The following is an 11,410-nucleotide window of genomic DNA, read 5'->3' as shown; positions in this document are numbered from 1 at the left end:
AGCTGTAGGCGCCCACCGCGTAGAAACCGACGTAGCCCAGGTCGAGCAACCCCGCCAGACCGACCACGATGTTCAGGCCCAGACCGAGCAGTACATAGATCAGAATCAGCGTGGCGATATCCACCGCACCGCGCGAGCCGAAGAACGGYCACACCAGAGCGACCACGATCAACCCCATGATGATCCAGCGTTGGGTGCTGGGCAGGGTCATGAAGTGGCTGACCTTCGGCGAAACCAGCGAGCCTTTCGGCGCTGACTTCATCATGGTGCTCCACTGCTTGTCGAACAGCACCCGCAGGAACATCAGCACCGAGCTGGCGGTGATGATGAACAGCGTGGAGGTACTGGCACCCAGTACTTCGAGGTTGATGCCGGCGATGGACAGTTTCAGGCCGAGTACTGGATAGGCCACGGCCCAGACCAGCAGGGCGCTGAACAGCGCTTGTTTAAGATTCCTAGTCATACTTTCTCAATCTCCGGACGCCCCAACAGGCCGGTTGGCCGGAATAACAACACCAGAACCAGAAGGCCGAAAGCCACTACGTCCTTGTACTGGTCACCGAATATATCGGCGCCGAATGCTTCGGCCACCCCCAGCACCAGACCACCGAGCATGGCGCCCGGAATGCTGCCGATGCCACCCAGTACCGCCGCGGTAAAGGCCTTGAGGCCCACCAGGAATCCGGCGTTCGGGTTGATCACGCCATACTGCATGCTGAGCAATACAGCCGCCACGGCCGCCAGGGCGGCACCGATAACGAAGGTCAGGGCGATGATGTTGTTGGTGTTGATGCCCAGCAGGTTGGCCATCTTGATGTCTTCGGCACAGGCCCGGCAGGCACGTCCCAAGCGTGAACGCGAGATGAACTGGGTGAGGCAGAGCATCACCACCAGGGTCACCACGAACACCAGGATCTGCATGTAGGAAATCAGCACTTCCTGTGCTCCGCCCGGACCGAAACTGAAGCTGCCCGGAATCAGGTTGGGGATCGATTTGTCCTTGGAGTCCTGCGAGAGCAGTACGGAGTTTTGCAGGAAGATCGACATGCCGATGGCCGAGATCAGCGGGATCAGGCGGTTACTGCCCCGCAGGGGGCGGTAGGCGATCCGTTCGATGCTGTAGCCGTAGGCACTGGTTACAACGATGGTCGCCAGGAATGCGGCGGTCATCAACAGTGGCAGAGAATGGATACCCAGCATGGCCAGTCCGGCAAGGACGATGAAGGCCACGTAGGAGCCGATCATGTAGACCTCGCCATGGGCGAAGTTGATCATTCCAATAATGCCGTAAACCATTGTGTAGCCAATGGCAATCAGGGCATATGTGCTGCCAATGGTCAGACCATTAACCAGCTGTTGGAAGAAGTGATAGATCTCAGGCATTACAACGCTCCTAAAAACCTGATACGCATTTCACTGGTGGAGTCATGTTCCGGCCCGGGCTGTGTGGTCTGTAGCCACCTTCGCACGAGCGTTTGCCAGCGAACCGCTGGTGACGGTTTTAAGATTTTCAGGTAAGTCAGCTCCCGGATCGCGGGACTCTGACCTATTAACCTCGTAAAACAAAGCCCACGGCTTGCGCAGTGGGCTCTATTACTTATGGAGCCAGTTTACTGAGGCGAAACTTCAGTCTTTGGTTTACCGAAATGCCACTGATAAACCACGAACTTGAAGTCCTTCAGGTCGCCCTTTTCGTCGAACGACAGGTCGCCGGTCGGAGTCTTGAAGGTGCCTTTGTGAATGGCTTCAGCCACCTTGGCGGTGTCTTCGCTCTTCGCTGCCTTGATGCCTTCGGCGATCACTTCGACAGCCGAGTAGGCCGGGAACACGAACGGGCCGGTCGGGTCCTGTTTCTTGGCGGCGAACGCCTCAACCAGCGCCTTGTTGGACGGGTCCTGGTCGAAAGACTTCGGCAGGGTCACCAACAGGCCTTCGGAAGCGTCCTGGGCGATTTGCGAGATGGAGTCGTTGCCCACACCTTCAGGCCCCATGAACTTGGCGTTCAGGCCCTTTTCCTTGGATTGACGCAGGATCAGGCCCAGTTCCGGGTGGTAGCCGCCGTAGTAGACGAAGTCGACGTTGGCTTGCTTGAGCTTCTGGATGATCGAGGAGAAGTCCTTGTCACCGGCGTTGAGGCCTTCGAACACGGCAACCTTGACGCCTTTGCCTTCGAGGGTTTTCTTCACGGAAGTGGCGATGCCTTCACCGTATTGCTGTTTGTCGTGCAGCACAGCAACGATTTTCGGTTTTACGTGGTTGGCGATGTAGTTACCGGCAGCAGGGCCCTGGGCGCTATCCAGGCCGATGGTGCGGAACACCATTTTGTAACCACGTGCGGTGATGTCCGGGCTGGTGGCAGCCGGTGTGATCATGATCACGCCTTCGTCTTCGTAGATGTCCGAAGCCGGTTGAGTGGAGCTGGAGCAGAGGTGACCGACAACGAATTTCACACCATCGTTGACCACTTTGTTGGCGACGGCCACGGCTTGTTTAGGGTCGCACGCGTCGTCGTATTCCTTGGCTTCGAGCATCTTTCCGTCGACGCCGCCCTTGGCGTTGATCTGCTCGATGGCCATCTTGGCACCGATGAACTGCATGTCGCCGTATTGAGTGACCGGGCCGGTTTTAGGGCCTGCGATGCCGATCTTGATGGTGTCAGCTGCGAACGAATGGCTGGCAACCCCGGCCAGAACCATAGCGGCAAACAGTTTGGAAATCTGCTTAGTAGCCTTAGTCATAGTGCTCCACTCTTACTGTTGTAGTTTTTATAGTCCTGGCGCCGATGGCAGCAGAACCGGGTCAGATATCCACGACATCCCCCCGGAAATGCCCCCCGGCAACTGTACCGGTACAGTGTAGAGCGCCGATTGTCAGCCTGGGAAGGCGGCGCCGGGGGGCAAAACCTGCGGGTGTCGCTTTATTGAAAGAAAAAGACAGAATTGCGGCGGGGGTGTTGAAGGGCTTATAGCCGGATTCAGTGCATTCCCTGGCTTTACTGCGCTTTTCATTTCGGTCACTCAATTGCATCCGGGTTTTTCTGCCAGACCAGCGACGTTATCATTCGCGTCGATTTCTTTTCCGGACAGTCCCATGAATCAAGAACCTAGCACCCTCTATGCCAAGCTGCTTGGTGAAACCGCATCTATTACCTGGAAAGAGCTGGAGCCGTTCTTCGCCAAGGGTGCCCTATTGTGGGTCGATTCCGGCCTGGATTTGATCGCCGCCGCCGAGGCCGTGGCCCAGGATGAAGGGGAGAAAGTGGCCGCCTGGCTGGCTGCTGACAAACTCGCCAAGCTCTCTGAAACGCGGGCGCTGGATCTTTTTGAACGTGATCCACAGTTGTGGGCCGTGGTTGTTTCGCCGTGGATTCTGGTCCAGGAAAGGGCGCAGGCTTGAAAGATTGCACCTGTTTAGTGCGTTCATTTCAGGGGGAAAAGTGTGTAGCCGGGTAGCGTGATGGCATGTTGCCGTGGAGAAAGGCCACAGCTTCACGGTGACGTAAACGTAACGGGAACAGTTGAGAGGGCAACTGAACGGCTGCTCAATTGTTTCCGGATGTTGATGTGCAGTGAAATTAAGGCCGCCATCGCGAGCAAGCTCGCTCCCACAGTTGACCGCGTTCTCTCTGAAAGAGTGCGATCCCTGTGGGAGCGAGCTTGGTCCGGGCGGCGTTCCGACGATGGCGGCGACGCGGTTTTGCGTCTTATTAAGCCGTCTTGCCCGTATGGTTGTTCAACGAAATGACCTTGGTCTTGCCAATGCGGTGACGGTAGATCTCGCGCAGGTACTTGATCGCTTTCTTCACACAGTCGCGCGACAGGCGGATGTCGTTGATCGAGACGAATTTTTCCTTGTCGTTGATCAGCTCACGGTACTTCTTCTCATACATCGGTTTGATCGCGTACCAGTTGGTATCGAGGATCTTCGCCGGGTTCTCGAATTCGTTGAGCAAGTCGTCGATGCGGCCTTCGTCGAATTCCTCCTGGACGATGAAGTCCAGGATCGAGTTGTCCAGGGTTTCGTCGAAACGGTAGGCAGACTTCGCAAAGCAGCGCTTGATGAAGGCCACGATCAGTGTCAGGAAGTCGTCCGACAGGCACGGGCTCTTGGCGATCAGGGTGGTCAGCGACAGGTTGGCCGAGGCACCGATCACCAGCGCGTAGCGCTTGAGCGTGGTGTTGGGGAACAGGCTGTTGAGGTGAGTCTTCAACCGGTTCAAATCCATATAGGACAGCTTGTAGTCCTTCGGCAAGGAAACGATCGACACCACCGACGAGCAATTCTTGAAGAAGTGCAGGTCGTGCAGGGCCGCCGCGTCGTAACCCGAGTTCTTGTACTGCTCCAGCGACGCGCGATAGCGTTTGGACTCGATCGGTAACAGGCTGATGCCTTCGATGGCCTGGGTGACCTTGTTGAAGTGCGGCAGGTCGATCGAACGGAAGAACAGGTCATCGATGTTCAGACGCTGCGGCTCTTTCTCGAACACCTTGAATTTGTCGCTGCTCGGCGGCGGGGTTTCCGGCACTACGGACTCTGCGTAGGCAATCGCCACCGGGCCGGCCAGGCTCATGAACAGATCGTTGGCGTCCAGGCGGATGGTTTCGCCGATGTCGATGCCGGCGCGACGGAAATAGTTCTGGTCGTAGTCGGTGGTCACCGCCTGGGCCGTCAGAATGTTGAAGATCTGCTGTGAGATGTATTGGTTGGCATGCTTTTCCATGGCATTGACATCAATGTTCTGGATATTGCCGTCATCGTTCTCTTCGGCGTAACGCATGATGTCGTTGGAGATCAGCATCATCGCGTTCCATGGGCGGATGCGGCCCATGACGCTGGCTTCGCTGCTGTCTTCGTTGGCGAAGTTGTAGGAGAAGTCCCACTCTTCCGACAGGTACTTGCACAGCAGGCGGCCGGCATTGATGTGCAGGGCCTCGGACATTTCACTGCGGTGATCGGAAATGTTCGGCAGTACACAGATGCCACTGGTGAAGATCGGTTCGAAGACGAAGGCGTGGCCGCTCTTGCTGTCGTGCTCGTCCATCGGTTTGGTGTCGAACGTCTTGTTCATGTACGAGTGCTGCTGGGCCAGGCCGAATTCCGAGGCCATGCCCGAGCCGGTACCGCCGCCGGCACTGAAGATCGAGAAATACAGGCGCGACTGGTTGGCCTTGATGCCGCAGCTGTCGATCAGGTACGAGTGAATCATTTTCCAGTCAGGGCTGGAGAAACGCTGGGTGTCCTTGTTCAGGATGATCTTGGCCAGGTACTGGCCGAGGATCGGCGCGTTACCGGCGCCACCGGCGTGGACTTCCGACAAGTCCATGATTTTCATCTTGCTGTAGTCGCGCAGGAAACCGCTTTTTTCGCCCTTGCGCGAGAAACGGATGCGTCCGGCGATGTCCTTGTCCAGGTCTCCGAGCATCACCAGTGGCTCGACCAGAAACACCGGCTTGGTGTTTTTGTTCTGGCCCAGGCGCAGGTTGTTGCGGATCCACTGGGCCGGGCTGTAGCCCTTTTCGGCAAAACGCTTGTCCGGCGACAGGCGATCTTCGTTGTTGAATTCGTTGAGGTAGAACTTGCGGGCGTTGTACACCAGCTCCGCCACGTCCAGCGCAATGTTCGAGCCGCAGCGGCCCAGGCCGATCAGGCACACCGACGGGAATTCCTGATCGTTGTGCTGTTCGCTGTCGCCTTCCAGATGCGGTGCGCGCGGGAACACCATGTCGCGCAGGCCGTCGAGGTTATCGAGGATGCGGTCGGTGTTGGTTTCGGTGAAGTACAGGTATTGCTGGGTTGCCAACGGGCGCGATTGAATCAATGGCTTCGGTGATGACGGGCTGTTGGCCGCGGGGCTCAACGTCAGATCGGTTACTGCAGTGGCCGGGTTGTTTTTAGAAGTCATGGTTCGCCATCTACCTGGGCTGATTGGTTGGCCGACTCGCTGTCGTCGAACCGTCACGGAATACAATCGCGTCTTTTTTCAGCGCGTACCTGGACCATGCCTTGGTCTTTAGCCTGAGCATTGCTCGGAGTGAATCCTTTCCTGAGTCATGATGAATCGGCCAATATTTGGTGATCTTTAATCAAGAAGAGGCAAAATGATGTCAACGCTACCTTCGCTAGGGTTTGCCGGGATCGGCCTGATGGGGCTGCCGATGTGCCGGCGCCTGCTGGCCGCGGGTTATCCGCTGGCGGTATGGAATCGCAATCCGGAGAAGTGCAAGCCGCTGGTGGAGGCCGGCGCACGCCAGGTCGCCAGCCCGGCAGAGCTGTGCCAGCACGCGGACGTGGTGATGTTGTGCCTGGCGGATACGTCGGTCGTACGCGAGGTCGTGTTTGGTCCGGCAGGCATTGCGGAGGGAGCAGGAAAAGGCCAGTTACTGGTGGACCTTTCCAGCCTGGAGCCCAACGCCACGCGGGAAATGGCCGCAGAACTCGCCGGTAAAACCGGCATGGGCTGGCTCGACACGCCGGTGTCCGGCGGTGTGGTCGGCGCTGAAGCCGGGAGCCTGGCGATCATGGTGGGTGGCGAGTCACAGGATCTGGATCGGGTTCGTCCCGTTCTGCTGAACCTGGGGCAGCGTGTGACGCACATGGGCGGCATCGGGGCAGGGCAGGTGACCAAGGCGTGCAACCAGATGATCGTCGCCTGCAATGCCTTGGTGATTGCCGAAGTGGTCGCGTTGGCGGAACGTTCCGGGGTTGATGCAAGCCTGATCGCCGAAGCGCTGTCCGGCGGCTATGCCGATTCGAAACCCTTGCAGATCCTGGCCCCACAGATGGCGGAAAACCGTTTCGAGCCGGTCAAGTGGCACGTGCGAACGTTGCTCAAGGATCTGGATACCGCGGTGAAGTTTTCCCGTGAGCAAGGCTCGGCGACACCGATCAGCGGTCTGGCCGCGCAGTTGATGCGCCTGCATGGCAGTCAGGGCTTCCTTGAAAAGGATCCGTCTACATTAGTGCAGATGTACCGTGAGCCAGGCTCAACGTTGTGACGGTACAGGTGTGCTTGCGCTGGTTGATTTCGTTCAGTACCGGATGCAGCTCGGCCAGTGGCACCGGCCGACTGAGCAAATAGCCCTGAGCGAAGTCACAGCCATGGTTTTCCAGGAACTGATATTGCTCGAAGGTTTCGACCCCTTCGGTGACCACTTGCAGGTGCAGGGTATGGGCCATGACAATGATCGCCTGGACAATCTCCATGTCCTGTGTGGCCTTGGGGATGTCCTGGATGAACGAGCGGTCGATTTTCATTGTGTTGAGCGGCAAGCGCTTGAGGTAGGCCAAGGATGAATAGCCGGTGCCGAAGTCATCGATCGACAGCGACACGCCGAGGGCACGAATCTGTCGCAGCAACATCAGTGTGTTGGCGATATTGCCCATCAAGGCGTTTTCCGTGACTTCCAGTTCCAGCCGGTGGGGCTCCACACCGGCGGCTCGCAATGCGTACTCGATTTCATCGGCCAGTTCTACGCGCGCCAGGCTCAGGGGCGAGCAATTCACGGCGATCTTGAGGTCTACACAACCCTGGCGCGACAGCTCGCCCAGATCCTCGCAGGCCCTGCGCAGCACCCAGTTGTCCAGTTCGGCGATCAGGCCGTTGGCCTCGGCGATGGCGATAAAACGATCCGGCACGAGGAAACCATGGACCGGGTGTTGCCAGCGAATCAAGGCTTCGAGCTTGCTGACCTGACCGGTCTTGAGGTCATAGATCGGCTGGTAATAGAGCATCAGGCCAGTGTCTTCACGCAAGGCATGGCGCAGTTCTTCTTCCAGTTGCAGTTCCAGTGTGGCGCGGGTTTTCAGGTTGGCGCTGAAAAAGCTCAGGCCGTTGCGGCCGCCGCCCTTGGACTGATACAGCGCCAGGTCGGCGTTTTTCAGCAGTTCCTCACAAGTCTTGCCGTCCTCCGGAAACAGGCTGATGCCGATGCTGGTGGTCATGACCATGCGCCTGCCGGCCAGTTCGATGGGCTCCTTCATTTTCAACATGATGCGTTGGGCCATCTGCCGCGCCTCTTCACGATCATGCAGGTCGATGAGCAGGCAGAACTCGTCGCCGCCGAAGCGCGCGACCACATCCTCATGACTGCGAATCGAACTCTTGATGTGCCCGGCAAGCACTTTGAGCAGTTCGTCACCGGCATCGTGGCCAAGGCTGTCGTTGATCCGCTTGAAATGGTCGATGTCCAGGAACATGACCGCCAGCATCCCGCCTTTACTGGATTTCTCGATGAGTTTTTCGGCGAAGACCTGGTTGAATCCGCGGCGGTTGATCAGGTTGGTCAGCGCGTCGTAGTGCGCCACCTGTTGCAGCGACATGCGCGCCTGGTCCAGCTGGCTGAGCAGGGAGTTGACCCGTTGCAGGTCGTGGTCCTTGCGTTGCAGCTTCTTGTCCGCCAGCGCCGCGCTGATGCTGCTGCCGATGATCAGCAGGGTCATGACCGCCACGGTCAGTGCCAGTTGCAGTTGGCTGTTTTCGCCGGTTTGCGCTGGCAGGCTGCCTTCGGGCAGCACCAGGTTGAAGGCGGCCATGGCCGTGAGGTGCATACTGAGGATGCCAGCCCCGAGCAACAGGCTGGCGCAGTATTTGATGAGCTGATGCAGCATGCCGGCGCCGTCGCGCAGATACCATGCCAGTAACAAGGCTGCCAGCGCGGCACCGATCGCAATCACGATGGACAGGGCGAACAGGCCCGGATGGTAATAGACCGAGGCATTGGAGTGCATGGCCGTCATGCCCACGTAATGCATGGTCGCGATACCCAGGCCGATCCCGATCGATGACATGAGGCACTGTCGCAAACTCAGCTCGGGAAGGCTGAGGGTATGCATGGCCAGCCACGCGGCGAGCAGCGCGATGGTTAGCGAGAACACCGTGACAGGCAGTTGGTAGTGAAGATCGATAGGCGCCTGGAATGCCAGCATCCCGACGAAGTGCATGGCCCAGATACTGCCGGCCAGGCATCCGCTGCCCACCCAGCGCCAGAGCGTTTGGGACGCGGATTTTTCAGCGTGAGCAACACGTTCGGCCATGTCCAGTGTCGCGAAGCTGCCGACACAGGCGACCAGATAAGCCAGCAGCACCAGAAAAGGGTCATGTGTGCAATTAAGTATGACCTGCCCACTCTCTGGTAGCTCGGTAATGAAATGCAAACCAAGCCACTCCATAGCATGCCCCCATCGTTATCCCTCAGGCCGGCGCAAGGAGCGCCAGCGAATGTCCTGGAGTATAGAGGGCGTGGATGGGGCGCAAGCGGTAGTGGCACATTGCTTTCAATGATTTTGGAATTAGCCTAATAGCGATTGGTGCTAATGCTCAGGCGATTTGCTTCTGAGGCGTCTCGAATGCGGGTTGCAGGGCCGGCAAGCCGAAAGCGGCACGGGCCGCGTCGCAATCGGGATTGGCCACGCCATCGACCCACGAAGCGTCGAATTCCCGGCAGGTGCTGGAGCGTTTTTCGTAAATCGAGCACTGCACTGTACTGCCCACGTCTCCCACCAGGCTGGTGCAGCGCACGGGTTTGCAGCCGGTGCCGAGCATCGCGACCCGACTGGGGCTGATCTGCTCGACAAGCTCATCGGGTACCGTCCCCCCGGACGAGGCGCATTCACCCCAGAAAAATGACACGCGAAAATGAGAACAGCAGGCACCGCAATTCAGACACGGACTGGCTTCGGACATGGGCGATTATCGTAAGGAGGGGTGGAGACACAGGGGGGAATCAAGGCCGCTATTCTAGGCTTCGCCAACGGCTTGGGAAGGGGGGGTGAAAGGTATTTTTCAACGACCGGACGGACTGCGAAATACTCGCCCTGCGAAAGCTCCTACAGGTTGCGTCCCATGGGGGGGTATCAGCCTGGCGAATAATCAAAGACAGTTGTGGCCCGCCTGTCTAGATTGCAAAGTCCGGGGGCAGTGACGCCCCAAAAACAATAAAAGAGACGGACCCATGCAGAACTCGACCCAAGCGGCCAATGCCTGGCGCATCCTGTTCCTGTTGTTCCTGGCCAACCTGTTCAATTTTTTCGACCGCACCATCCCGGCCATCATCATCGAGCCCATTCGCATGGAATGGCACCTCAGTGATTTCCAGTTGGGGATCATCGGGACGGCATTCACCATCGTCTACGCCATTGCCGGCTTGCCGCTGGGGCGCATGGCCGATACCGGTTCGCGCAGCAAGCTGATGGGCTGGGGGCTGGCGGTGTGGAGCGGGTTGACCGCCGTCAACGGTATGGTGGGCAGTTTCTGGAGTTTCCTGATCGTGCGCATGGGCATCGGCATCGGCGAGGCCAGCTACGCGCCAGCCGCCAATTCGCTGATCGGCGACTTGTTCCCGGCGCACCGCCGGGCCCGCGCCATGGGCATCTTCATGCTGGGGCTGCCGTTGGGGCTGTTGCTGGCGTTCTTCACCATCGGCGCGATGGTCAAGGCCTTCGATAGCTGGCGCGCGCCGTTCTTTATTGCGGCGGTGCCCGGGCTGATCCTCGCGATCTTCATGTTTTTCATCAAGGAACCGAAACGCGGCGCCGCCGAGAGCGTTCAGGTGTCGCAGGAAAAGATCGATCAGCCGATCCGTCGGGTATTGGCTGTGCCAACCTTTCTGTGGCTGGTGATGGCCGGCCTGTGTTTCAACTTCGCCACCTATGCCTGCAACTCGTTTCTGGTGCCGATGCTGCAACGGTACTTTCTCATGCCGTTGCAGGATGCCGCGGTCGCCACCGGAGTTATTGTCGGTGTGACCGGGTTGGTCGGCCTGACCCTCGGTGGCTGGATCGCGGACAAGATTCACCAGCGGATTGCCAACGGGCGGCTGTTGTTTGCGGCCTTCAGCCTGATGATTTCGACGGTCTGCACCGCGTGGGCGCTGCATTCCGGGCGCATCGAGATCGGTGTGTTTGTTGCGGTATTTAGCCTGGGTTGGTTGTTCGCCTACAACTTCTACACCTGCGTGTACACGGCGATACAGGATGTGGTCGAGCCGAGGTTGCGGGCGACGGCGATGGCGCTGTTCTTTGCCGGGCTGTATCTGTTGGGCGGCGGTTTGGGGCCGGTGGTGGTCGGGGCCTTGTCGGATCACTTTGCCCACACGGCGATGCTCGAGGCAGGTGCGGAACAGATGACTGAGGCGTTTAAAGCGGTCGGCCTGCATGACGCGATGTACCTGATTCCGGTGGCGCTGTTGTTCACCGTGGTGTTTCTGTTCCTGGCTTCGCGGTGTTTCGTGCGCGATGCCAAGCGGATGAAGGAAGGGTTGGTGGCGGTAGTTGAGCCTGAAGGTTCTGCGGTGACTGCTTGACCGCTATCGCGAGCAAGCTCGCTCCCACAGGTTCTGTGGTTTCACAGATTCCGTGTACGACACGGACACTGTGGGAGCGGCGGTGCGGCGATCCGACTTGCCCGCGATGA

9 protein-coding genes are annotated in these 11,410 nt (G+C 58.5%); 3 read left to right on the top strand and 6 right to left on the bottom strand.

The annotated features are described in order from the left end of the window. The 3 genes from AC1DVH_RS19970 to AC1DVH_RS19960 form a co-directional block, all read right to left on the bottom strand. A partial coding sequence (locus AC1DVH_RS19970; RefSeq protein WP_477755257.1) for a DUF3382 domain-containing protein occupies window positions 1–463 on the bottom strand: 463 nt, incomplete at its 3' end. Beyond that, window positions 460–1,383 carry a high-affinity branched-chain amino acid ABC transporter permease LivH gene (gene livH, locus AC1DVH_RS19965; RefSeq protein WP_046043982.1) on the bottom strand — a complete coding sequence of 308 codons (924 nt, stop codon included), beginning with the start codon at window positions 1,381–1,383 and terminating at the stop codon, window positions 460–462. The genes AC1DVH_RS19970 and livH, both read right to left, overlap by 4 nt. Window positions 1,384–1,610: 227 nt before the next feature. Continuing rightward, window positions 1,611–2,738, bottom strand: coding sequence for a branched-chain amino acid ABC transporter substrate-binding protein (locus tag AC1DVH_RS19960; RefSeq protein ID WP_477755256.1), 1,128 nt, complete (start codon window positions 2,736–2,738; stop codon window positions 1,611–1,613). A gap of 352 nt (window positions 2,739–3,090) precedes the next feature. Here AC1DVH_RS19960 and AC1DVH_RS19955 point away from each other — a divergent pair, with 352 nt between their 5' ends. Continuing rightward, the gene (locus AC1DVH_RS19955) at window positions 3,091–3,396 is read left to right on the top strand and encodes a DUF2288 domain-containing protein (protein ID WP_477755255.1); all 306 of its coding nucleotides are present in this window, start codon (window positions 3,091–3,093) and stop codon (window positions 3,394–3,396) included. A gap of 310 nt (window positions 3,397–3,706) precedes the next feature. Here AC1DVH_RS19955 and AC1DVH_RS19950 read toward each other — a convergent pair whose 3' ends face one another. Then, window positions 3,707–5,902 (bottom strand): hypothetical protein, encoded by a 2,196-nt coding sequence (locus AC1DVH_RS19950; RefSeq protein WP_477755254.1) that lies wholly within the window; start codon window positions 5,900–5,902, stop codon window positions 3,707–3,709. A 196-nt stretch (window positions 5,903–6,098) separates the two neighbouring features. Here AC1DVH_RS19950 and AC1DVH_RS19945 point away from each other — a divergent pair, with 196 nt between their 5' ends. Next, window positions 6,099–6,995: an NAD(P)-dependent oxidoreductase gene (locus tag AC1DVH_RS19945; protein ID WP_477755253.1), complete on the top strand. Its 897-nt coding sequence runs from the start codon at window positions 6,099–6,101 to the stop codon at window positions 6,993–6,995. Here AC1DVH_RS19945 and AC1DVH_RS19940 read toward each other — a convergent pair. Both AC1DVH_RS19940 and AC1DVH_RS19935 read right to left on the bottom strand, forming a co-directional pair. Further along, a complete protein-coding gene (locus AC1DVH_RS19940) occupies window positions 6,952–9,084 on the bottom strand; it encodes a putative bifunctional diguanylate cyclase/phosphodiesterase (RefSeq protein WP_477755252.1) in 2,133 nt (710 codons plus the stop codon). The two genes, AC1DVH_RS19945 and AC1DVH_RS19940, sit on opposite strands and share 44 nt — an antisense overlap. A 232-nt stretch (window positions 9,085–9,316) precedes the next feature. Further along, window positions 9,317–9,682: a YkgJ family cysteine cluster protein gene (locus AC1DVH_RS19935; RefSeq protein ID WP_150727609.1), complete on the bottom strand. Its 366-nt coding sequence runs from the start codon at window positions 9,680–9,682 to the stop codon at window positions 9,317–9,319. A 268-nt stretch (window positions 9,683–9,950) separates the two neighbouring features. On the opposite strand from AC1DVH_RS19935, the gene AC1DVH_RS19930 reads away from it, so the two are divergent. Further along, window positions 9,951–11,300: a spinster family MFS transporter gene (locus tag AC1DVH_RS19930; RefSeq protein WP_477755251.1), complete on the top strand. Its 1,350-nt coding sequence runs from the start codon at window positions 9,951–9,953 to the stop codon at window positions 11,298–11,300. Window positions 11,301–11,410 lie beyond the last annotated feature (110 nt).

It is taken from the genome of Pseudomonas sp. P4_C3 (assembly GCF_056402075.1).
The sequence above is the reverse complement of the archived record's forward strand: the minus strand, read 5'-3'. Positions and strand labels throughout refer to the sequence as shown.

What these genes read in the sequence shown, in the direction of transcription:
- livH (WP_046043982.1), bottom strand. Translation starts at nt 1,383, where the DNA reads ATGCCTGAGATCTATCACTTCTTCCAACAGCTGGTTAATGGTCTGACC.
- AC1DVH_RS19960 (WP_477755256.1), bottom strand. Translation starts at nt 2,738, where the DNA reads ATGACTAAGGCTACTAAGCAGATTTCCAAACTGTTTGCCGCTATGGTT.
- AC1DVH_RS19955 (WP_477755255.1), top strand. Translation starts at nt 3,091, where the DNA reads ATGAATCAAGAACCTAGCACCCTCTATGCCAAGCTGCTTGGTGAAACC.
- AC1DVH_RS19950 (WP_477755254.1), bottom strand. Translation starts at nt 5,902, where the DNA reads ATGACTTCTAAAAACAACCCGGCCACTGCAGTAACCGATCTGACGTTG.
- AC1DVH_RS19945 (WP_477755253.1), top strand. Translation starts at nt 6,099, where the DNA reads ATGATGTCAACGCTACCTTCGCTAGGGTTTGCCGGGATCGGCCTGATG.
- AC1DVH_RS19935 (WP_150727609.1), bottom strand. Translation starts at nt 9,682, where the DNA reads ATGTCCGAAGCCAGTCCGTGTCTGAATTGCGGTGCCTGCTGTTCTCAT.
- AC1DVH_RS19930 (WP_477755251.1), top strand. Translation starts at nt 9,951, where the DNA reads ATGCAGAACTCGACCCAAGCGGCCAATGCCTGGCGCATCCTGTTCCTG.